The sequence below is a fragment of the Mammaliicoccus sp. C-M13 genome (assembly GCF_022386845.1).
GTDB classification, from domain to species: domain Bacteria; phylum Bacillota; class Bacilli; order Staphylococcales; family Staphylococcaceae; genus Mammaliicoccus; species Mammaliicoccus lentus.
Genome location: NZ_JAJNHQ010000005.1, coordinates 55,105 through 79,501 on the forward strand (window position 1 = coordinate 55,105; position 24,397 = coordinate 79,501).

General features: G+C 32.3%; 20 protein-coding genes and 1 pseudogene. 6 read left to right on the plus strand and 15 right to left on the minus strand.

The window, feature by feature from the left end; genetic code table 11:
* Positions 1 to 93: 93 nt before the first annotated feature.
* The 11 genes from LQ615_RS05235 to LQ615_RS05285 all read right to left on the minus strand — a co-directional run bounded on the left by LQ615_RS05235 (position 94) and on the right by LQ615_RS05285 (position 11,251).
* A complete protein-coding gene (locus LQ615_RS05235) occupies positions 94 to 1,476 on the minus strand; it encodes an MDR family MFS transporter (protein ID WP_016999352.1) in 1,383 nt (460 codons plus the stop codon).
* Positions 1,477 to 1,689: 213 nt separating this feature from the next.
* Complete coding sequence (locus LQ615_RS05240; RefSeq protein ID WP_016999351.1) at positions 1,690 to 2,043, minus strand: zinc ribbon domain-containing protein YjdM; 354 nt, start codon at positions 2,041 to 2,043, stop codon at positions 1,690 to 1,692.
* Between the two features lie 69 nt (positions 2,044 to 2,112).
* Entirely contained in the window at positions 2,113 to 2,700 is a 588-nt protein-coding gene (locus LQ615_RS05245) for a hypothetical protein (protein WP_016999350.1), read from the minus strand.
* 14 nt (positions 2,701 to 2,714) lie between these two features.
* On the minus strand, positions 2,715 to 4,307 hold the full coding sequence (locus LQ615_RS05250; protein ID WP_064204198.1) for an ABC transporter permease: 1,593 nt from the start codon (positions 4,305 to 4,307) through the stop codon (positions 2,715 to 2,717).
* A 2-nt stretch (positions 4,308 to 4,309) separates the two neighbouring features.
* Positions 4,310 to 5,206 carry an ABC transporter ATP-binding protein gene (locus tag LQ615_RS05255; RefSeq protein WP_016999348.1) on the minus strand — a complete coding sequence of 299 codons (897 nt, stop codon included), beginning with the start codon at positions 5,204 to 5,206 and terminating at the stop codon, positions 4,310 to 4,312.
* A 6-nt stretch (positions 5,207 to 5,212) separates the two neighbouring features.
* Positions 5,213 to 5,848, minus strand: coding sequence for a TetR/AcrR family transcriptional regulator (locus LQ615_RS05260; RefSeq protein ID WP_016999347.1), 636 nt, complete (start codon positions 5,846 to 5,848; stop codon positions 5,213 to 5,215).
* A gap of 172 nt (positions 5,849 to 6,020) precedes the next feature.
* Positions 6,021 to 7,901: a BglG family transcription antiterminator gene (locus tag LQ615_RS05265; RefSeq protein WP_239704025.1), complete on the minus strand. Its 1,881-nt coding sequence runs from the start codon at positions 7,899 to 7,901 to the stop codon at positions 6,021 to 6,023.
* A 34-nt stretch (positions 7,902 to 7,935) separates the two neighbouring features.
* Positions 7,936 to 9,318, minus strand: a complete 1,383-nt coding sequence (locus tag LQ615_RS05270; protein ID WP_016999345.1) for a glycoside hydrolase family 1 protein — start codon at positions 9,316 to 9,318, stop codon at positions 7,936 to 7,938.
* Entirely contained in the window at positions 9,315 to 9,629 is a 315-nt protein-coding gene (locus LQ615_RS05275; protein ID WP_016999344.1) for a PTS sugar transporter subunit IIA, read from the minus strand. The genes LQ615_RS05270 and LQ615_RS05275 overlap by 4 nt, the downstream gene beginning before the upstream one ends.
* 17 nt (positions 9,630 to 9,646) lie before the next feature.
* Complete coding sequence (gene celB, locus LQ615_RS05280) at positions 9,647 to 10,927, minus strand: PTS cellobiose transporter subunit IIC (protein ID WP_064211230.1); 1,281 nt, start codon at positions 10,925 to 10,927, stop codon at positions 9,647 to 9,649.
* Positions 10,928 to 10,936: 9 nt separating this feature from the next.
* Complete coding sequence (locus tag LQ615_RS05285; protein ID WP_016999342.1) at positions 10,937 to 11,251, minus strand: PTS sugar transporter subunit IIB; 315 nt, start codon at positions 11,249 to 11,251, stop codon at positions 10,937 to 10,939.
* A 188-nt stretch (positions 11,252 to 11,439) separates the two neighbouring features.
* Here LQ615_RS05285 and LQ615_RS05290 point away from each other — a divergent pair, with 188 nt between their 5' ends.
* The 4 genes from LQ615_RS05290 (at position 11,440) to LQ615_RS05305 (ending at position 18,097) form a co-directional block, all read left to right on the plus strand.
* Positions 11,440 to 13,434 (plus strand): catalase, encoded by a 1,995-nt coding sequence (locus tag LQ615_RS05290; protein ID WP_182093689.1) that lies wholly within the window; start codon positions 11,440 to 11,442, stop codon positions 13,432 to 13,434.
* A 501-nt stretch (positions 13,435 to 13,935) separates the two neighbouring features.
* Complete coding sequence (locus tag LQ615_RS05295) at positions 13,936 to 15,297, plus strand: amino acid permease (protein WP_016999340.1); 1,362 nt, start codon at positions 13,936 to 13,938, stop codon at positions 15,295 to 15,297.
* A gap of 393 nt (positions 15,298 to 15,690) precedes the next feature.
* Positions 15,691 to 16,857: a hypothetical protein gene (locus LQ615_RS05300; protein ID WP_182093688.1), complete on the plus strand. Its 1,167-nt coding sequence runs from the start codon at positions 15,691 to 15,693 to the stop codon at positions 16,855 to 16,857.
* A gap of 19 nt (positions 16,858 to 16,876) precedes the next feature.
* A complete protein-coding gene (locus tag LQ615_RS05305; protein WP_182093687.1) occupies positions 16,877 to 18,097 on the plus strand; it encodes a metal-dependent hydrolase family protein in 1,221 nt (406 codons plus the stop codon).
* 74 nt (positions 18,098 to 18,171) lie between these two features.
* Here LQ615_RS05305 and LQ615_RS05310 read toward each other — a convergent pair whose 3' ends face one another.
* Entirely contained in the window at positions 18,172 to 19,182 is a 1,011-nt protein-coding gene (locus tag LQ615_RS05310) for an aldose epimerase family protein (protein ID WP_064204204.1), read from the minus strand.
* A gap of 156 nt (positions 19,183 to 19,338) precedes the next feature.
* On the opposite strand from LQ615_RS05310, the gene LQ615_RS13455 reads away from it, so the two are divergent.
* Positions 19,339 to 19,470 carry a hypothetical protein gene (locus LQ615_RS13455; protein WP_264300974.1) on the plus strand — a complete coding sequence of 44 codons (132 nt, stop codon included), beginning with the start codon at positions 19,339 to 19,341 and terminating at the stop codon, positions 19,468 to 19,470.
* 65 nt (positions 19,471 to 19,535) lie between these two features.
* Here the strand turns inward: LQ615_RS13455 and aldA are convergent, their stop codons facing one another.
* The gene (gene aldA, locus LQ615_RS05315) at positions 19,536 to 20,960 is read right to left on the minus strand and encodes an aldehyde dehydrogenase (protein ID WP_064204205.1); all 1,425 of its coding nucleotides are present in this window, start codon (positions 20,958 to 20,960) and stop codon (positions 19,536 to 19,538) included.
* 86 nt (positions 20,961 to 21,046) lie between these two features.
* On the opposite strand from aldA, the pseudogene LQ615_RS05320 reads away from it, so the two are divergent.
* Positions 21,047 to 21,190: pseudogene (locus tag LQ615_RS05320) on the plus strand (DUF3923 family protein); the annotation flags it as partial.
* A gap of 365 nt (positions 21,191 to 21,555) precedes the next feature.
* Here the strand turns inward: LQ615_RS05320 and LQ615_RS05325 are convergent.
* On the minus strand, positions 21,556 to 22,926 hold the full coding sequence (locus tag LQ615_RS05325; protein WP_016999332.1) for a sugar porter family MFS transporter: 1,371 nt from the start codon (positions 22,924 to 22,926) through the stop codon (positions 21,556 to 21,558).
* Between the two features lie 48 nt (positions 22,927 to 22,974).
* Positions 22,975 to 24,396 (minus strand): L-arabinose isomerase, encoded by a 1,422-nt coding sequence (araA, locus tag LQ615_RS05330; protein WP_064204206.1) that lies wholly within the window; start codon positions 24,394 to 24,396, stop codon positions 22,975 to 22,977.
* Between the last annotated feature and the right edge of the window lies 1 nt (position 24,397).

Below are 24,397 nucleotides of genomic sequence, written 5' to 3' on the forward strand. Positions count from 1 at the left end.
TATAAATAAAAAACCAGTCTGGAACATATATAAATGTCCTCGGACTGGTTCTTCATATAGATAGTAGATTTTTAAATTTTAATTAGCTAACATTTACTTTTCATCTTTCAATTTGAGAGATAGTACAAATGCTAAGCCTGTAATAATAACAGCAACTACAAAGGATATATTAACGCCGTGTATCAACCCTGATATGCCTTCGCTAGGTATTGCAAATAATGTCATTATTGTTATAAATAAAGCCGTTCCTATTGAGCCTGCCATTTGTCTGAATGTATTGTTCATTGCAGTTCCATGAGGTATAAGGCGCTTAGGTAACTGGTTGATTGATAAAGTTGTCATAGGCATCATAACCATTGCGATTGTTAACATACGGAACATGTTAACAACTGACAAGAATGTAAAGCTAGTGTCTGAAGTTAATTGTGTAAATGGCAATGTCGTTAAAATTAATAAGAATAGTCCAATACGAGCAAGCCATTTCCCTCCAAACTTATCAAATAAATATCCAGTAACTGGGTTCATCGCCCCCATTAATATAGCGCCAGGTAATAAAACGAGTCCTGATTGTAACGCTGAAAAGTGCAACATATTCTGCATATATAACGGTAATATGATATTTGTAGCTATCATTGCCGCAAAAACAAACATACTTAAAACTGTTCCAAGTGTAAAAACAGGATAAGAAAAGACTCTAAATTCTAATAAAGGTCTTTCCAGTTTTAATTGTCTTCTTACAAAAATAAACATCGTTATTGCACTTAAGATAAGTATAATAATGAAAGTAGCATTCGCCCATCCTATTTCACTTACAATACTAAACGCATATAATAAACCACCGAATCCTAATGTAGATAAAATGACTGATAGTTTATCTAACTTAGGTTTAGTTAATTCGGTTACGTTAACTAATAAAAAGTAAGCAAAAATAATATTAAATACTGCGATTGGTAAGATCACATAAAACACGCTTCTCCAAGGGAAGTGTTCTATTAATACACCTGATAAAGTAGGTCCTATAGCAGGTGCAAATGCAATTACTAAGCCAAACAGCCCCATTGCTGTACCTCTTTTTTCAGTTGGGAATAATAGGAATAAAATTGTCTGCATCAATGGCATCATAATCCCCGCACCAGATGCCTGTAATACACGTCCTATTAATAACACAGCAAAGTTAGGTCCTACCGCACATATAAGCGTCCCTAATGTGAACAAACTCATTGCTGTTAGAAATAGTTGTCTAGAAGTATAACGTTCAATTAAAAAAGCAGTGATAGGAATCATTATCCCGTTAACTAACATAAAAATTGATTGCAACCACTGCACAGTACTTTCATTGATTTGTAAATCCTTCATAATGGAAGGCAACGCGGTTCCCAACAAAGTTTGATTTAAAATCGTAATAAAAGCTCCCGATAAAAGCACAATAAATAAAGGGAGATTCTTAATAAATATTGAATTTTCGCCTTTAGCCATATAATTTTCTCCTTCTTTTAAAATCATTTCTTTATTTCATCTAAAAGATTTTGATCATATAAGTAACGATTTATCGAATAATATAATCTTAACATTTATAAGCAAATTTAATAAGACGGATGCCTATTATACTTTTCTATAAAAAATACTCCCTTTAAAGCTTTCACATTTTAGTGTCTGCTTTAAGGGAGTACATGTTTTATAATTTATTTATTATTTATTTACTTTTTTAACAACTGAAGACTTCAGTCCAATTTGGCCAAAGCCTGGTATTTTACAATCAATATCATGGCCATCTTCAGGATCAACTAACTTAATACCTTTGACTTTTGTACCTTGTTTAATTGCAGTTGAAGAACCTTTGACTTTTAAATCTTTTACTACTGTAACAGTGTCTCCATCATTCAGTACAACACCATTAACATCTTTAATTACATTTTCTTCTTCATTTGTGTTCTCATCATTAGCTGTCCACTCAAAGTTACACATCGGGCAAATGTAAAGCCCTCTATCTTCATAAGTATATTCTGATTCACACTCAGGACAATTAGGTAAAATTGCTTCCATCTATAAACCTCCGAAAATTTGATAATTCATCTATAATTTACCACATTCCTAATAATAAAGCTCTTAATTTTACGGTTTCATCACAATATATGAAGTAATAGTGTTTATCCGTGCATCTTTTTTATGATTTTCGAAAGTGTACATATCCGCAAAGTATACTTTCTCTCCAGTTGTGTTAATTATCGTCCCATGCGTAGAACCTTCTTTTCCATGTGAAAGCATCGTCTTAACTTCTAAACTCGAAACTTTTTGTAAATGCTTTTTTATTTCTTGTATAAAATTGTCTTTTCCGTATAAATCGAATTCACCAGGAACATGCCAGATAAAATCATCAGTTAGTAACTCATTAATTGTACTTTCATCCCCTACAGTAGTAGCAATCAATAAATCTCTCATAATTTTCCTTTTAGGAGCATTATCACATTTCAAATCACCAATTACGGTAAATTTTAATTTTCTTAAATCTTCATCTATATTGCTAAAAGACATGCCTTTATCTTTCAATGCATCTTTTAAAATATTAATTGCCTTAGGTCCAACACCATGAAGTTTTGATAAATTTAGTTCATCTAATTTTGAAACTTGTTCCAACGTTGAAATATTAATCTCATTCAATGCTCTTGAGGCAGGCTTACCTATTTGAGGTAAAGTTGTCATAGTTAACATCCCCTTTAAGAAATATCTTTTCTTCTAAAGCCAATCAAACCGACAATAATCATAATGATAGAAATAACTATTAATATACTTATACCCGTATAATCCATTTTATCTACAGGAATTTCTGGTATATGTTGAAATGGTGTTAAATTTTTCAACCATTCTTTAACATCTAATAATTGTCCAAGATATACTACAAAGAATGTATAACCTAAATATAAATAAACAATGAAATGTCCTTTATTTAACCATCCTATTAGAAGTACACCTATACCTACAAATGTGATAATTGCAGGTATATAAACAATGCCTGACTTAATCATTGTCCAAAAAGTAAATGGATTATCTAAGACAGATGCTTGAGCAATATACATACCTAATGATGCCAAGAAAATCATCATAACAGCATTTATTAAGCTTATAACTATAAAACCCGAAAAATAATACGTTCTTGAAACAGGTTTTGCAAATATATTTTCAATTCTTTGCATATTGATCTCGTTTTTAATTTTATAAAGGCTCATAATAGCCGGTATTGTAGCGACAATTGCCATAATAACCATTAATGTAGGTAAAAATGACTCAATATAGTTATCTCCACTACCCGCTAGCATTTTCTTAAGCATTTCATTATCACTAATAAAGTCGTCCATTTCACCAAAGACTGAGCCGTATGAGGCACCAAATATAAACATACCAATTGCCCAGGAAATAATTCCGACTTTATATAATTTGATTTGCATGCCAATTGGCGATAACCAATATTTTTTAGCATATTTATTACCTGGTTTAGATGGCAACAATCCAGATTCTAAATCTCTATTAAGGTATAGATACATTGTAATCATAATTAATATTATACCGACAATAAACATGAGCACTAACGGCCACCAATTGTTTTCTGAAAAGGCAAATGTACGCGTTAGCCATCCTAAAGGCGAGATCATCGAAATACTATCGTTTAATACATCTCCTATTGCACGTATTAAATAACTTAATAGTAATACTGAGATGCTTAGTCCTGTTACATTGCTAGTTGTTTCAACAAGTTGAGCAAATAATGTTGCTATCAAACCAAAAAGTATACCAATCATACTTAGCGATAAACCGTACAACAATGAACTTTTCACATCGATACTTTCAATATTTAATAGCGGTAGTGTTATCGTTATTAAAATGCCTATCGCTAAGTTCACAATAATCATGTTCATCATTGAGCTAATTAAAGGTGACATCTTACCTATTGGAAGTGCTCTAATCATTTCAATCCTACCAGTAGATTCATCTCCTCTTGTATCTTTTGCGACAAGTAATATACTCATAATCGCTACAAGTATGCCTGTAAATAAAAGCATTTCATGCGTAAACAACACACCTACTGATACATGTTCAAACTTACCTGGACCTAACATAGCTTCCATCGCAGGGTTTTGAGAAGTTTCTACAATTGGTTGCATATCAGATTTATTAGGATACATACTTTCAAAAGTCGGAGGTATAATAAGCGTTAATGCAACTATACCAATCACCCAAAATAACATTTTCCATTTATTTGTCTTTAAATAAAATGCTGTTAATTTCCCTAAACCATTAAAGAGATTATGCATGATTACTCACCTCTTTCAATATCTTCGCCATAATGTCTCATAAATAAATCTTCTAATGTTGGAGGCATGCTTTCTAATTTCAACAATTCAAATTGGCTTAAATATTTAATTACTTCAGAAACACATTCTGAGTCAACTTGAAAATGGTATACACCATCTTCAATCACTACATCGTGAATACCTCTTTGTTCTTTCAATCCATCCAATCGCTCTTTAGATTGAACAACAAAGTGCATTCTTGTTAAATGTCTTAAATCGTCTAATGTGCCCATTTCTACAATTTCGCCTTTTCTAATGATACCTACGCGATCACATAATTGTTCTACTTCACTCAATATATGACTGGAAAGTAACACACTTTTACCTTCTTTTTTCTTTTCTAATACACATTCTTGAAAGACTTGTTCCATAAGTGGATCTAGCCCTGAAGTTGGTTCATCTAAAATAAGTAATTTAGCATCTGTAGTAAAAGCTGAAATAAGCGCGACTTTTTGACGATTACCTTTAGAATAAGAACCGCATTTTTTCGTAGGGTCTAAATCAAATTTTTTAATCAATTCATCCCTTTTCTTCACATCATATGTGCCACTCAATTTTAAAAATAAATCTATGACTTCACCACCTGTTAAATTAGGCCATAAGTTCACGTCACCAGGTACATAAGCGATATCACTATGAATCGTTACGGCATCTTTCCAAGCGTCCTTACCAAATACCTCTATAGAACCGGAGTTTGTCTTTAGCATACCTAAAATGGCTTTAATCGTCGTAGATTTCCCTGAACCATTTGGACCGATAAAACCAAATATTTCTCCTTCTTCAACTGTAAAATCAACGCCTTTTAATGCTTGAAACTTACCAAATGATTTTGTAATATTATTTATCTTTAACAAAGTCATAACTATTCACGATCCTTTATAGAATATTTTTCTCATTTCATTTATATACGCATCAAATTCTTCGTAAAAAATACTGTAGTCATTCGAATTAATCATTTCATCCGTTACCCTAGCCATAATAGATTCAGATAAACCTGCAATTGAAAATTGAATTATTTTAACAGATTGATTAACATCCAAGTCATCTCTAAATAATGATGTATCTATATCATCAAATAATTGAGACTGAACCTTGTTCTGTAAATTTACGATATACTCTTTTTGTCCTTCCGTGATGTGTTGAAAATTATCTTTATCAATAACTACTTTTGATAAAAATTGAGACATGCTAGGATGCATTGTAAATAAATCCGACTTTATCCTCGTTTGGTGTACTAAGCGTTTAAATATATCCTTCTCATCCATATCTATTTGTTCAAAATAATAACGCTCAATAAACTCTAAACAATAATCGACTAAAAACTTAAATAATCCAGCCTTATTCTCAAAATAATAAAAGAGCATACCTTTACCAATGCCCGCTTCTTGAACAATACGATTTGTTGAACTACGACTAAAACCATGACTAGCAAACTCTAAAAGGCTAGCATTTATGATTTTCTGCCTTTTTGCTTTATCTAAATTATAAAAAGTATCACTCATATAAACACCTTCTCAATTTCATTAGACCACTTCGGTCGACTACATCATACAACTTTCGACCAGAGTGGTCAAATTTTAAGTAAAAAAAGAGAGCAAGACTATGAAACCTTTTAACAAAACAAGATTTCTGTCCCACTCCAAAAATAATTCTTATAATCCTTTAATTAATACATTAAAAAGAAAAGTACTTCCAAAATTCTTTGTCATTATTGGATTCAAGCAATTTAAGCACACTACTATAATCATTGATAATATCTGTTAAGTTTTGGTAGACCTTCTCCAAATTAATAGTCGTATTCTTTTTTAATCCTAGGCAAAATATAATTTGTACTTCTTTATCATCCCATGCTATTGGCTTTTTCATTGTCATCATAAATACAAATGATTGTTTAGCTAATGGCATTACTGGATGAGGAATTGCTACTAAATTTCCATAAGCAGTAGAAGCATATTTTTCTCTTTCAATAATACTTTGTAAAAACCCTTCTTCTATTAAATTTTTATCTGTTAAATACTCATTCAAATAATTCAAAACGTCTTCTTTGTTATTGAAATCTTTATTTAATTCTAGCATTTTTATTAATTGTTCTTTATTATCTAAAGGTTTTAAATCAATGTAACGTTGAATCATATTGATATTATTTTGTGAAAGAATGGGGCTAACATACAAAATCGGTATATTAATATCATGGTTGATAGGCACAGTTGAAATAATGATATCAGCTTTATTAATATTAGCCTTTTCGATATTATATAATTCAATGATTTCAGTGATTTGAATCTGATTACCAAAATTCTGTATCAATTTATATTTAATGAGTTGTGAACTCGTTAACCCAGAATTACATACAAGTATGATATTTAATTTCTTCTCGTCTATGTTATTTCTATTTAAAGCCATTTCAAAATGTAATGCTAAGTAACCTATCTCACTTTCAGAAACTTGGACTTTCAAATCTTTTTCAATCATTTTACTTGCTACAACTCCAATATCAAATGCAAAAGGATAATTTTGTTTAATTTCTTCTAACATAGGATTTCTTATATTCATCTTATATTTATATCTGTTTATAGATGTTAATAGGTGGAGGTATATATTTTCTTTTAAAGCTTCATCTGATTGCAAATCTAAATAGAAAACACGTTGTACATTATCAAGCATGTGTTGAATCATTTTATCTACTTCTTCATTTCTTGGAATATTCGAAACTTCATTCATTATTCCAGTAGAAACAAAATGAATATATAAATACTCTATTTCTTTTTTGGGTAGTATTAAATTAAAACGTTCTTCAATAAAATGAACCATATCATCAAAGAAATGTTTTAATTCAGTAGATAAAGGTTGTTCTTCTATTTGAAATTTCTGTTCGATCATTGAATTATTTCTCATTCTCACGACTGCAATATTAATATGTGTCACTAAATTATCTAATTTTACTTCAGGAATTTCTATGTTATAAATTTTTAATAGTTTAACAAGCTGGTTTTTGACACTAGATGTATCTTGTTCTGAAAAACCAATATCACTTTGCTGATTATTTAATAGAAATTCTGCTATTGCATACCTTATTTGAAATTCTTTGCCTATAATTTTCATACCATAGTTTGGACGGCTGACAATTTCAATTTCATATTTGTTTAATATTTGCCTAATTTCATTCATATCATTTTTAAGTGTTCCCGTACTTACAAACATATTTTCACTTAAAGATTCTATTTTTGTATAATCATTAGAGAGCAATAGTTTTCTCATAATAAATCGTATTCTACTATCTTGATTGTTAAAATTTAAGTTTTCATCTTTTAAATATCTTTCATTTAAGAAATAATTAAATAAACCCTCATCTATAATAAAAAGATTATAGCCTTTGGACTTCTTAGTTTGAATAAGAAATCCAAAAGCTTCACTTTCTTCATTTATTTCTTTTATTTGGGTTCTAATTGTTTTTGATGACAAACCTAATAATTTAGCGATTGCATTGCTCGTAATATATTCCTTTTGATGCTGATACAATATTTTCACGATGTTGAGATGTCTGATTTGCATCATATTCTCTCCTAATATACTCTATTTTTACCTCATATTAGTCAATTATTTCATTACTTGAAGCTAATTCCTTAAACCATTTCCCACTTTGTTTGATTGTTCTTTCACCATTTTCTATATTTACTGATACAAAGCCATATCTATTTTTATAGGCATTCATCCAAGACCAATTGTCCATGAATGTCCACATGTGATATCCCGTACAATTTGCACCCTCTTGTATTGCTTTATTTAACCATATCAAATGTGATTTTACAAAGTCGATTCTATATACATCATTGATTTCACCATTTTCGATGAAGCGTTTTTCATTCTCAACACCCATGCCATTTTCAGATATAAAGCTTTCAATATTGTTATAGTTTTCTTTAAGGTTAACCATAATATCGTATATACCTTTAGGGTAAATCTCCCATCCTCTGTAAGGGTTCATTTTTCGGCCAGGCATTTCATAATTATCGAAATAATATTCTGGTAGAAATGGTGCTTCAGGATTAGGCATTGTATCTCTAGCTTTTACTCTTCTAGGTTGATAATAGTTAACGCCTAACAAGTCGATTGTATACTGCTCTATTAATGCTAAGTCTTCTTGTTGATAATGAGGAACTAAATCATGTTCCTTTAATATATCGACTAATTCGGCTGGGTATTTCCCTTTTGTTACAGGATCTAAGAAACTCTTATTAAAGAATAAATCAGCAATTTTAGCTGCTTTTAAATCCGCTTCATTTTGACTTCTTGGATAAGAAGGCGTTAAGTTTAAAATAATGCCGATTTTACCTTGAAAATCATTTTCTTTGAAAGCTTTTATTACTTTAGCATTAGCTAGAACCGTATTAAATGCTACTTGGAAACCTCGTTTGGCATCTACAATATTAGGATAATGGAAATCGTATAAATACCCCCCTTCTACTGGAACGATTGGTTCATTGAATGTGAACCAATATTTAACGCGATCACCAAACAATTCAAAACATTTCACAGCGTAATTCACGTAATCATTAACGACACTTAATGATTCAAATCCACCTTGTTCTTGCTTTTTATAAGGCATATCAAAATGATATAAGTTAACAAATGGTTCGATATTATTAGCTTTCAATTCATTAATCACATCATTATAGAATTGAACAGCATCATCATTTACTTCGTTCGTATCTTGGTTGATTAATCTAGTCCATGAAATTGAAAGTCTAAATGAATTATGTCCCGTTTCTTTCATTAACTTAATATCTTCTTTATATCTGTTATAAAAGTCTGAAGTTGTATTAGGACCTACATTGTTAAAAAAGCGATTTGGTTCTTCTTCATACCACTTATCCCAAATTGTTTTATCCTTAATTGAATCTGTTCCTTCTGTTTGCGTTGCGCTTGCTGCACTACCCCACCAAAAATCATTTGGAAATATATATTTTGTCATGATTTCATCTCCTTATATAAATCTACCATTTCATTTGCTAAATCTTTTACTGTTATAGCGTTCATTAAGTGATCTTGAGAATGGATAAGCAATAAATTCAACTCACTACTTTCACCATTAGCTTCATCTTGTAATAATTCTGTTTGAAATTTATGAGCTTTATTTATTTCTTTTTCAGCCTCTGAAATAAGCATTTCTGCTTCTTTAAAGTTTCTTTCTTTAGCACATTGGATAGCTTCCATTGCACTTGAGCGACCATTCCCACCATATAATATTATTTGAAATGCCTTTTCGTTAATTGAAACTGTCATAAATTTTCCTCCATATTTTAATTTTCTTTTTCTTGTCTTAAATAGTTTTTATCTAATAATTTTAAGAATGGCCACCAGATAACAAATGTTATGACTAAATTCACTAGCTGTAACATCGCACCTTGCCACGAGTTACCTGTAGCTAAATAACCACTAATAAATATTGGTGTAGTCCATGGTACGATTACACCGGATGGTTTCGGTACTAGTCCTAAGTACATTGATGTATAACTTACAATCGTTATGATAACTGGTGATAAAATCCAAGGTAAAATAACTAAAGGATTCATAATGATAGGTAAACCAAATAAAATCGGTTCATTTACGTTAAATATAGAAGCTGGCGTACCTAATTTAGCAATTTCTTTATTTTGTTTACTTCTACAAAGTAGATAAATACCAAGTACGACTGCTAAAGTTCCACCAGTACCTCCCATGCCTACTAAAAATGTATCAATAAACTGTTTAGTAATGATGTTCGGTAGTTCTACACCTTGTTTAAATGCTGCAAGGTTCTCATTATTTAATGAATACCAAATTGGATCGAAAACTGTATTTACAATAATTTGTCCATGTAAACCGAAGAACCAGAATACTTGAATGAATAGTACTGCTACAATTGTTGCTGGTAAGCCTCTTCCTAAAGCAGTTAATGGTTCTTGCACTATTGTATAAATTAAATTTTGTAACGTTTCGAACGGTGTTAAAGCTACTACAATTTTAAGTACTACAAATATCGTTAAAGTAAAGGCAACAGGTAATAATGCACTAAACGATTTCGCTACTTGATCCGGCACACCGTTCGGCATTTTTATTGTTATATCTTTTTTAGTGAAGTAACTATACAGTTCGGCACTAATAATCGAAACAATTATACCTAGGAACATACCTTTAGCTCCTAGTATTTCTGTAGGTATAACTCCTTCTGTTTTACCTACAACTTGTGGTGTTAGTATTAAAACAGCACTTAAAGCTGTTACTGCTCCATAAATACCTTCTAACTCATTCCGCTGGGTTAATTTATAACCTATTCCTATAATCACGAATAATCCCATAATCGAGAGCGTCGCGTCCGAAGCTGGACTTATAGCATTTTGCCAAGCTGTAAACTGGCTTTCTGAAAGTATTTTATCTAAAAATGGAAAGTTTGCTATTACAATAAATATAGACCCGAATATAATCAATGGCAGTGCTACCATAAAGCCATCTCTTAATGATGCTAAGTATTTATTGTTGTTTAATTTGTCTGCTATTGGCAATAAGACATCTTCCAATTTCTCCATAAATGTATTTTGCATATTTATCACCTACTCTTCCAGTAATGATAAAGCTTGTTTTAATACGCCTTCACCATCTATTCTTCCATAACTAACGGAATCAATTGCTTCAATTGGTAAATTAAGACCTTTGTCTTCAGCTGCTTTTAAAAATTTCTTTCTCATAAATCTCATTTGTGGACCTATTAATAACACATCATAATCTTCAAGTGAGTGGAAAGCATTGTCACTAGACATCGCTTTTATATTTACATTTATATCTTGCTTTTCAGCCGCTTCTTCCATCTTAGTTACTAAAAGACTTGTAGACATTCCTGCTGAACATGCTAATAAAATATTTTTCATTTTTTCTTCCCCCTTTGATTTGTAATTCAATTGTATATTGTATACGCTCTCATATCGATACAACTATTTTCCACTAATAGAGGAAGCGTCGTTATATTTTGAAAATTCCTTATTCTTTCCTATATAAATGTTTCTTAAAATTTTTAACGGGAATAACATTAATATCATATATTTAGGGGGGCTTAGAGTTGAGTAACAAAAAGAAAGAACAAATTGATGAAGTAACTAAAAGCAATGACGGTAAGGCAATGACGACAAATAATGGCGTTAAAGTGAGTGAAGATGAAAACACGTTAACAGTTGGTGAACGTGGTCCTAGTTTACTAGAGGACTTTCATTTTAGAGAAAAAATCATGCACTTTGACCATGAACGTATTCCAGAACGTATTGTACATGCTAGGGGTTTCGGTGCCCACGGTGAATTCCAAGTTTATAAAGACTTGTCACAATATACTTCAGCCGACTTTCTAACTCATCCTGAGAAAACGACACCCGTATTTGTAAGATTTTCAACAGTTCAAGGTTCTAAAGGTTCACCAGACACTGTAAGAGACGTGCGCGGATTTGCGACAAAATTCTATACTGATGAAGGTATTTTCGATTTAGTAGGTAACGATATTCCTGTATTCTTTATTCAAGATGCTATAAAATTCCCTGACTTAATTCATGCAGTTAAACCTGAACCTCATAATGAGATGCCACAAGGTGGTACTGCACATGACACATTTTGGGACTTCTTTGCGCAAAATCCAGAAAGTACGCATACTACAGTTTGGGCTATGAGTGACCGTGGTATTCCTAAAAACTTTAGACAAATCGAAGGTTTTGGTATACACACGTTCCGCCTTGTTAACAGTGAAGGACAATCTTACTTCGTGAAATTCCATTGGAAACCATTACACGGATTAGAATCATTAGTTTGGGACGAAGCACAAATCCTTCACGGTAAAGACGTAGACTTCCACCGTAAAGATCTTTATGAATCTATTGAAAAAGGTGACTATCCTGAATGGGAATTAGCGCTACAAGTTATTAAACCAGAGCAAGAATTCGACTTTGACTTTGATATTTTAGACCCTACAAAAATTTGGCCAGAAGATCAAGTACCAATTGAAGTTGTAGGTAAAATGACGCTTAATAGTAACGTTTCAAACGTATTCGATGAAACAGAACAAGCAGCATTCCATCCAGGTCATATTGTTCCAGGTATCGACTTTTCAAATGACCCATTATTACAAGGTCGTTTATTCTCATACACAGATACTCAAATTTCAAGATTAGGTGGACCAAACTTTAATCAAATACCAATTAATAGACCTGTAAATGAAGTTCATAACAACCAAAGAGATGCGATGCATCAAATGAATATCAACTCTGGACAAGTTGCTTATCATAAAAATGCATTAAACAATAACGACCCACATCCTACACCGAAAGAAGAAGGCGGTTATGAACACTATCAAGAAAAAGTTGAAGGTCATAAAATACGAAAACGAAGCGAAAGCTTTAAAGATTATTATAGCCAAGCAAAACTTTATTTAAACAGTTTAAGCCAAGCAGAATATGACCATACTGTTGATGGTTTCTCATTCGAAATTGGTATGTGTAATTCTATAATGGTTAAACAAAACGCTGTAAACCAATTAAATAAAGTCGATCGCACATTAGCAGAACGAGTTGCGAAAAACGTTGGCGTTGAAGTTCCTGAAGAAAATGAAGAAGTTCAATCTGATGCGAAAGATAGCCAATTAACAATGGAAAAATATGATATTTCAATTGCAGCACATTCAGTTGCAGTATTAGTAAATGGAAATATCGATGTAGACACATTAAAATCTTACGCGAAAACATTTGCTGAAAACGACTTAAACTATGCATTTGTAGGTCAATATCCTGAGAACTTAAGCGAAGACTTTGGTATTACTGAGACATTTGACACTGCACATTCAACATTATTCGATAGTACAATCGTATTATCAGACGGCAGTGACATTAAGCCTCAAGTAGAAGAATTCGTTGAGCTCACTTACAAACACAATAAACCATTGATTGTAAACAAAGCAGCATCCCAAGGATTAGGAAATGCAAAATTAAAAATTGATGCTCCTGGCGTATTTGTATCTGACGAACCAGAAACAATCGTAAAAGCATTTGATCGCGCAAGATATTGGGACAGAAAATAATATACTGGTTAAGCTGAGGCATACATTTTATGCCTCAGCTTTTTTATTTGCGGTTCGATATTTTTATTTATCGGACTGTATTTTGCGTTTGCGGTTCGATAATTTATTTTATCGGACTGTATTTTGCGTTTGCGGTTCGATATTTTTATTTTATCGACCTGTATTTCATTTTTGTATAGTATCGATGTAGAAGCAAGATTTTTTAAATATTGGTTTTATGTCACTGATTTTCCTATATTAATATAAGTGTTTTCATGATTATCCTAGTAATATTTATGTACCTTTAATGTTATTTATACGTTACCTATCACAAATTATTAAAAAATAATATGTTAAACGCTTACATTGACATATTCCTTATCCTTAAAAATATTGTAAACAATGTATAAATATAATTTCTTCTGTTTTTTTCTAAATTTCGTAGTATAATGCTTTTTATATTGAAATTTGTTATACAAATTTTCACATGTGTTTTTTTAAGATTAAGGAGAGCTGAAATAAATGGATAATCATGAGTTACAACGGAGTATGTCCAGTCGACATATTCAGTTGATTGCAATTGGTGGCGCAATTGGTACTGGCCTGTTTCTTGGAGCTGGTAAAAGTATTTCATTAGCCGGTCCATCAATTTTATTAGTATATATTATTATAGGATTTTTCCTATTTGTAATGATGAGAGCATTAGGAGAGTTACTATTATCTAACAGTGAATATAATTCGTTCACAGATATAGCCGAACATTATTTAGGACATTTATTTGGATTTTTAACTGGTTGGACTTATTGGTTCTGTTGGGTAGCAACAGGTATTGCAGATATTACCGCAGTAGCAAAATACATACAATTTTGGTATCCAAGTATACCCTCTTACGTTTCTGCTATCGCAACTGTAGTCATCTTATTAGGTTTAAACTTATTAACAGTTAAATTATTTGGCGAAATCGAATTTTGGTTCGCATTAATTAAAGTAATCGCTATTGTGTTATTAATAGTGATTGGATTCTGGTTAATATTTACTGGTTTCAAATCAACTACTGGTATTCAATCTGGGTTCCATAACTTATACACACACGGTGGTTTCTTCCCGAATGGTCCGATGGGATTCTTACTCGCCTTTCAAATGGCGGTGTTCAGCTTTGTAGGTATTGAACTTGTAGGTGTAACAGCTAGAGAAACGAAAGATCCTGAAAAGAATTTACCTAAAGCTGTGAATTCAATAGGTATCCGTATATTAATTTTCTACGTATTAAGTTTGCTCATTATTATGAGTATTACACCTTGGAATAAAGTTTCTGCAACAGAAAGTCCGTTCGTTAATTTATTCGTATTAGCAGGTATACCAGCAGCTGCAGGTATTGTAAACTTTGTTGTATTAACATCAGCAGCAAGTGCAGCAAACAGCGGATTATTTAGTAATAGCCGTATGGTCTATGGACTTGGTCAAACAGGACATGCACCAGAAGGATTAAGTAAAACAAACAAACGCGGTGTGCCATATCCTGCTCTGATTTTCTCAGGCGTAGTATTATTCTTCGCTGCAATATTAAATTACTTTATTCCAGACGATGTATTTACACTCGTCACAACACTTGCAACAATATTCTTCATCTTTATTTGGTCAGTAATTTTAATTTGTTATATAAAATATAGAAGAGAAGATGCAGCATTACACAAAAAATCAAAATTCAAGAACCCATTCGGTGTTATCGGATCATACTTGTCATTAATCTTCTTCGCATTTGTACTCGTCGTTTTATTCTTAGCAGAAGATACAAGAACAGCTTTGATGTATTCACCATTATGGATTATCTTATTAGTAAGCGTATATTACATTAATAAAAACAGAAAAACTGCTAAACATTAATAGTTTATAGAATAAACAGGTGAGCCCTTCATGTTATAGGGTTCGCCTGTTTTTGTATGTATAAAAGGTTTTGTTGACACCTTTGTGAAGAATTGACAATAAGTGCACCCTTGTTGACACGTTTATGAAGAATTGACAATAAGAGTACCCTTGTTGACACGTTTGTGAAGAATTGACAATAAGGGCATCTTCATCTACAAATTTTTCTGACTAAGCATCCTCACACGCTCTATTCTCATTCATAATATTACTATTTCTATTCTTTATAAATATGAAATCAAATTATAAGTGTAATATTTATCTATATATTCTAAATATTTAGAATATACTATTAACTAATGTATTCTTATGTGCTAAAATCGATTTCATTATAAAGAAAAGGAAGTGAAGGTTATGGTGAGTGAACCACTGATTTCAGCAACTATTTTATTTGCATTAATTGTTTTAGGAGAAATCATCTCTTATTTAACTAAAGCGCGTGTTCCAATGTTATTAACAGCAATGGTCAGTTATTTGTTATTAACATGGGCCGGAGTATTACCTGAGAAAATTTTAGATAACGCCATATTACCTTCGCTTGGTGCGCTTGTTATTGGACCAGTTATTATGCATATGGGGACAATGATGCCGTTACACATTCTAAAATCACAATGGAAAGCTGTTGTTATTTCTGTATTCGGTATTATCGGTTCTACAACATTAATTCTTGTTTTTGTAACGTTAATGTTCGATTTTCGTACTGCAGCTTCTGGTGTAGGACCTATTGCAGGCGGTATTGTAGCTCTACTTATTACAGTTGAAAAGTTACAAGACTTAGGTTTAGCTAATTTAATTGTATTACCTGCAATTGTTCAGGCATTACAAGGCGTAATTGGTATGCCTCTAAGTGCTATATTAATGAAACGTTATTCACGTTATTATCTTAAGAATCGTGAACATGATAAAAATGTCGCAACAATTTCTGATAAAGATAAAACTAAAAAAGAAAATATTTTTAACAAAAATCCTTTGTTACAAAATAACGTCATTAGATTATTTATTATGTTCTTCTTAGCAAGTCTTGCTTTCATTATTGGTAGTGTTACAGGTATCCACTATACACTTCTTAGCCTACTATTCGGGGTTATAGGTTTAAAAGTTGGCTTGTTCGAAGAAAAAGAAATGCAACATAACCAATCGTTCACTATTATGATGGTTACAATTATTTTAATTGTTATCGGTTCAATGGGTGGTATCAAACCTCAAGATCTTTGGGCGTACCTACCTGCTATCCTTTCTATTCTTATCATCGGTACAATCGGTATTTTAATCGGGGGTTATGTAGGAGCGAAATTAATCGGTTGGAGACCGACTAAAGCGTTACCTGTTGCTTTAACAGCACTTTATGGTTTCCCGGGAGATTTTATTTTATGTGAAGAAGTAAGTCGCTCAGTTACAGACGATAAGGATGATCGTGAAGATGTATTTAACGAGTTACTGAGTCCAATGATTATCGGCGGATTCACGACGGTAACAGTAGCCTCTGTTATTCTGACATCTATTCTTATGAACTTTATTTAACAACATAGGAGGAAAAAACATGATTGTAAAAAATATAAATTTAATTGATGGTACAGGGAATGAAGTTCAACAAAATGTTGATATCAAAGTCGGAAATGGTGTAATCACTAAAATTGGTCAAAATTTAAGTGGTGAAGATACTTTAGATGGTAAAGGACAATATTTATTGCCTGGTATGATAGATAGCCACGTACATGTGATGCTAGAAATGGAACCACTTGAAAACCGTTTATCTACTCCATTTTCATATAATTTCTATAAAGCAATGGATCATTTAAAACGCACAGTTGATGCTGGTGTAACAACAGTTCGAGATGCATTAGGTGCGGATTTAGGCGTAAAAGAAGCTGTCAATGACGGGTTAGTGTTAGGACCTCGCTTACAAATTAGTGTGAACGCATTAACTATTACAGGAGGTCATGGTGATAGCTATACTAAATCTGGTATCCAACTACCAATTTTACAAGATGGATATCCAGGTATGCCAAATGGAATTTGTGACGGTGTACAGGAAGTACGTAAAAAAGCTCGTGAAATGTTAAGAGCTGGAGCAGATGTGCTTAAAGTACATGCAACAGGTGGTGTAACAAGTGCTACCGACCATCCAGACTACACACAATTTTCATTAGAAGAATTAAAAGTTATTGTAGAAGAAGCACAATTTAGAAATAATCGTAAAGTAATGGCGCACGCTCAAGGTTTAGAAGGCGTTAAACAATGTATTGAAGCGGGTATCCATTCAATTGAACATGGAATTTATTTAGACGATGAAGCTGTTAAACTCATGAAAGAAAAAGATATGTATCTTGTTCCAACACTACTCGCTCCACTTTCAGTTATTGAATTCGCAACTGAATTAGGTATGAGTGAAAACTCAATCAATAAATCAAAACAAGTCATGCAAGATCATATCGACAGTTTCAAAAAAGCACATCAAGCAGGCGTTAAAATCGCGATGGGCACAGATGCAGGTGTATTCAAACATGGTACAAACCTTAGAGAATTAGAGCTTATGGTTGAGCACGGTATGACTGAAATGGAAGCAATCGTATCATCTACTAAAGTTGCTGCAGAATGTTTAGGATACGATGATGAACTCGGTACAATCGAAGAAGGTAAAAAAGCCGACTTTATTTTACTAGAACAAAACCCATTAGAGAATATCGCAGTATTAAGAGATCCAAACAAGATTAAAGTCGTAGCTATAGACGGTAAAATTGTAAAAGATGTTAGAGCATAATTAGAACATAAAAAAACTGACCTCAATTTGAATATGAGGTCAGTTTTTTTATGTTGGTATGTTATTTAAATTTACTAGATTACATTCACCTTATAACTTGTCTCGCTTTTATACGTTTTTCCTTTTCTTAATATAGATGGTGCTTTTTCACCATATAAATGGATGTCATCAGGAATGGATTGGGCTTCTAATGTAAAGCCTCCGTGTTCGACTATACTATTTTTACTGTCATTCCAGTCTACTTCGTTTAATGTAAATAGAACAACAACGTCATTATCTGTCGTCATACTAACTTCCATTTCTCCATTTGTTACTGTGAATGTATCATCATTTATTTTGATTGGATGGTCTATTCCATTATATTTCTTTATTTGGTCCATGCCACTTTCAAATATATCTTTAAAAGATAAATATTTTTTATCAATCGTTTCATTAAGATTTACTGTTTTTTCATTTTCAACAATTTGTTTGTCATTCAATGTGTACATTTGAAGATTTTCATTTTTAATTTCGTGATTATCAATTCTTTGTTCAACGTTATTTAAATTAAAGTATACATGATTCATTGGATTAAATAATGTATCCTCTGTACTAGTAGCTTCGTAATTAATCGTCCACTCCATTTTTGATAAATCGTAACGATGGAAGACTTTAATTTGAATATCACCTGGGAAATGATCATTTTTTGATAACAGTTCAGCATTATATATGATAGTGACCGCTTCATCTTCATTTATAATTTCATAATCACAAATTTGAGTATGTAATCCGTTAGAACCACCGTGTAAATTATGCTCCGAGTCATTTTGTTCTAATTCATACATTTGACCGTTTAACTCAAACTTTCCACCATCAATCCTGCCACCGTATCGACCGATTGTAGCACCAAAGAAATATGGATTTTCTTCATAATATTGAATTAAGTCATCTTGTGCATTCGGCCCTAATACAATAGATTTGCCATTAACTTTCCAATCGACTATTCTCATACCAAAGTTCGTGAATTTTATTTCTGAATAATCATCATAAATTGTTATTAAATCAATATTTTTATCTTTATCTAAAGTTTCAATATTAAAAGCCATTACCTTACCCCTATTCTTTATATGATAACGTTTACTTACTATAAATTTTAACATAACATATAAAACAAATCTGGTTTAAGTTATACTTCTTAATAAAGAAAAAATAATTTAATTACTCAATGCAAAATCAATATATTCTTAAGGGAGAAAATTTTCATGTCTAAAAATTTTAGTCTTCTTCACCTTATATGGTATGTATTATTAACTTCATTATTAATTTCTCTTTCAAGTGTTATCGGTAATTTCTTTCATGAACAAAATTTATTATCAGCGTTACAAATAAATTAGGCTGAGACATTTATTAATGTCTCAGCCTGATTATTTTAAGAACAATTTCTCATACCTAACTCATTTTATTCATAACGTATATAAGTTACTGTCGTATTTAAATATTCTTCAAATCCGTTAATACCATCTGCGCCACCTAATCCTGATTGACGCCATCCTGCATGGTAACCTACAATTGCTTCTTCTGCTTCACAATTAACATATACTTCTCCGAATTTTAATCTTTCACTTGCTAACATTGCTTCTTTTAGGTTTTCAGTAAATATATAAGAAGAAAGACCATATTCAGTATTGTTCGCTTCATCTATGGCTTCGTCGAAAGCGTCATAACTAACAATCGGTAATACTGGTCCAAAGATTTCTTCTTTCATCGCTACAGAATCTTTAGATAAATTCGTTAACACTGTTGGTTCATAGAAGAATCCTTTACGATCTATTATATTACCACCTAATTCTACTTTCGCACCTTCCTTAATAGCAGTTTGTACCTTGTCATCTACTGCTGATAATTGTTTTTGGTTAATCATTGATCCCATCGTTGTTTCTTTATCATTAGGATCTCCAGGGCGAACGTCTTTCATTTTACGTTTAACGATTTCTAAAAAGTCATTGAATACGTCTGTTTCAACATATATACGCTCAGGACATGTACATACTTGACCACTATTATTAATTCTTGCTTGTACAATGTATTCAGCAGCTTTTTCTAAATCTGCATTTTTCGTTACAATCGCTGGTGCTTTACCACCAAGTTCTAAGTTTACACCTTTAACATTACTAGCTGCATTCTCCATAACAGATTTTCCAGCACCGATACTGCCCGTAATAGAAATAAAATCTACATTTTTACTTTGAGATAGATAATTGCCGACATCTGAGCCAGTACCCGTTAAAATTTGAACAAGGCCATCTGGTATATCTGTTTCTTGGATATATTCAGCTATTTTGAAAGTTCCGAAAGGTGTTTCTTCACTTGGTTTTACAACAATAGAACAACCTGTAACAAGAGCCGGAATAAGCTTTCTCATTAATACAAATATTGGTGCGTTCCATGGAATAATACCGACAGTTGTCCCTACAGGTTTTTTAGTAAGGATAACAGTTTCATTTTCAACCTCACTTTGAAGAACCTCACCGTTATTCTTTCTAGCTAAGCTACACATATATTTAATATATTCAATAGACTTATCAATTTCTCCAATAGCAGAACTATATATTTTACCTTGCTCTTCTACATAAATTTTAGCAAGTTCATCTTTGTTTTTCTCAAGTTTTTCAGCCAATGCCTCAACTATTTTTGCACGTTTAATAATATTAACCTTTTCCCATTCCAACTGAGCAACATTAGCACCTTTAATAGCCTTCTCAGCATCATCCTCATTCGCTAAAGTCACTGTATCGATAACCTCTTCAGTCGCAGGGTTAATAACATCTAAATCTTCAGTAGATTTACTTTCAACAAACTGACCATTAATAAATAACTTATTCACAAAATGACCTCCCTTTTTATTAAATAATTCCCTTGAAAAGAATTAAGTAAACAAATATAGGGGATAGAATGTGATGGTTTAGAGATCAAGATGCTGGAGGTGTCACTCAAACCATAGAATTAAAATGGGTTAATATCGGTATATTATTTCTAGCGTTCCTTTTCCCATTTTTACTACAATTAATATGGTTAATTTTTAATATTGTTGTTTCTAAAAGACAAAGCACATAATAAAAGGGCTTTAAAGTGGTTTACGATATCACAATGTTGCACGTGGGGTCTGTCTTGCAACATTTCAACCCTCTATGTTGCACGTGGTACTTGTCTTGCAATATTCTAACACTCTATGTTGCACGTGGGGTCTGTCTTGCAACATTTCAACCCTCTATGTTGCATGTGGTACTTGTCTTGCAATATTCTAACACTCTATATTGCACGTGGTACTTGTCTTGCAACATCCTAACCCTTTATATTGCACGCGGCACTTGTCTTGCAACATCCGCTCCCAAATCTTCCACCACCAAAAAACTCTCTTCATTGTTTCCACTTTTCAGTGTCTACATTGAAGAGAGCTCTCATTTTATTCATTATCTATTCTATACATTTGATTCCGCTGGTTCATTCATACGGTCATCTAAGTATAATTCGATTTCTTCTAGTGTTTTTCCTTTTGTTTCATATAATACATATTTAGAGAATAAGAAACCTATCACACATATACCTGCAAACATAAAGAATATATTACTTAATCCAATGCTTTGCATAAGTACAGGGAAGAATAATGCGACTACGATATTTCCTAACCAGTTAACCATTGACGCTATTCCTGTCGCCATCCCTCTTGCTTCACTTGGGAACAGTTCCCCTACTACAATCCAAGTAACTGCTGCCCAAGAATATGCATAAAATATGACATATACGCATATGAAAATAAATACGAGGGATATTGCCCACATATGTCCGTCATTTGTATATGGATAAATAATACCTACTAATAATAAGCACAGTCCCATTCCTATTGATCCGGACATAAATAATGTTTTTCTATTAAACTTATCTACAAATATCAATGTCACAATTGTTGCTAGCACGAAGACAACACCGACACCCACTGTTGAAATTACACCACTGATTGTTGATCCAAACACATCCCCAAGTATTTGTGATGAGTAGTAGAAAATTGTATTTGCACCTTGTATTTGTTGTAAAAATGTTACACAACAACCGACAAATACTGAAAATGTAACAGCTTTTGTAAGTTTGAATTTCTTCTGTTCTTTACTGATTGCTTCATTAATTTGTAATATTTCTCTATATTCTCTTTCCGCTTCACGTTCTGTTCTAATTTTCTTCAAATTACTTAATGCTAAATCTGTTAGTCCTTTTTTAATTAGATATCTAGGTGATTCTGGTAAAATAAATGCGCCTATGAAGAGTACAATTGCTGGTACAACTGCGCCTCCTAGCATCCATCTCCAACCTTCAAAAACACCTATAAATGCATAGTTCACACCATAAGATATAAGCATACCGATTGTTATCATCAATTGGTTCAAACCAGATATTTTACCTCTAATGACTGGTGGAGATATTTCTCCCATGTACATTGGTACGAGAGCCGAAGCCGAACCAACTGAAATACCTAGTATAAATCTAGAAACAATTAATATTTCTGGATTCCCTGAAAAACCACAAGCTAATGATCCAACAGCGAAGATAATTGCTGTAATTAGAATCATCATTTTTCTGCCCCATTTATCAGCTAATGGCGCCATTGAAACTGCACCAATCATTGCACCTAAAAATAGTATTGAAGTAATTGTTCCTTCTAGTAATGGACTGATTTCCCATGTTTCTTTAATTCCTGGTAAAGCTCCGTTTATAATACCGATATCATATCCAAATAAAAATCCTCCGAAAGCACCAAATGCATATATTAAACCTGTCTTTGGCTTTTTATCTCCCATTTTCATTCCCCTTTGTTATTGAGATTTGAATTAAATTATCGAATTTGCCTAGTTAATTAACTTATATTCCAGGTTAAACAATGTTGCTAAAGTTACGATTTGTTCTTTTGTTAAGCTTAAAGATATGACTGTATGGTGACCGCCACCTTGAGTGATCCATTCTTTTATACCTTCATGAAAACCTGGTTTTACTTTCCAAATCACACGTGCAACTGGTAAATGAGGAGCCGCTTCTTCTGGAACAAAAGCTTCTACTTCATTGATTAACATTCTAAAATGAGTTCCCATATCTGAAATAGATACAATTACGCCCTCTCCAGCTTCTCCGTCAAATACTAATCTAGCTGGGTCATTTTTGCCTCCAATACCAAGTGGGTTTACAACAATTTTTGGTTTTGTTTTTGCTAAAGTAGGATCTACTTCTAACATATGTGAACCAAGTATTGCTTCACGTCCTGATCTCATTTCATATGTGTAATCTTCCATGAAACCTGTTTGCGTATTGTGAGACATCACTTTTAATAACCTATCTAAAGCTGCAGTTTTCCAATCTCCTTCTCCAGCAAAGCCATATCCCTGTTCATTCAATCTTTGAACTGCTAAGCCTGGTAATTGTTCCATGCCATATAAATCTTCAAAGTTAGTAGTAAATGCTGTATAACCACCTGTATCTAAAAATCGTTTAATGGCAATTTCATATTTGATTTGTTCTTTAACTGAACTTTCCCATTCGCTCACTTCATAGTCACCATAATCAAAGTCGTATAACGTTTTATATTCATCGAATAAGTTATTTACTTCTTGTTCAGAAACTTCATTAACAATTGATGTTAAGTCACCAATTCCGAAATAATCTACTGTCCAACCTAATTGAATTTGAGCTTCTATCTTATCGCCTTCTGTCACAGCAACATTTCTCATATTGTCTCCGAATCTCGCAACTTTGATATTGAAGCTTTCGTTGTATGCATATGCTACATTCATCCAACGACTAATTTGTTCTTGTACTTCAGCTTCTTGCCAATGACCAACGATTACTTCATTATTTTTCTTTAATCTTTCATTTATGTAACCATATTCTCTATCACCATGTGCTGATTGGTGTAAGTTCATGTAATCCATATCAATTGTGTCCCATGGAATATGATTATTAAATTGAGTAACAAAGTGTAGAAGCGGTTTTTGTAAAATTCGTGTACCTCTAATCCACATTTTTGCTGGAGAGAATGTATGCATCCATGTGATAACACCTTGTACTTCATCTTTGTAGTTAGCTTCTTTCATAACTGATTTAATTACATCTTGTGATATTGCTAACTCTTCTTTTAATTTAATTGGATAAGGTAAGTTTCCTTCTTTATTTAAAGTGTCTACAATTGTTTGAGCATTGGCTTTCACTTGATTTAATGCTTCGTCCCCATATAACTCTTGTGATCCTACAAAAAACCAAAATTCTTTTTGATTACTCATT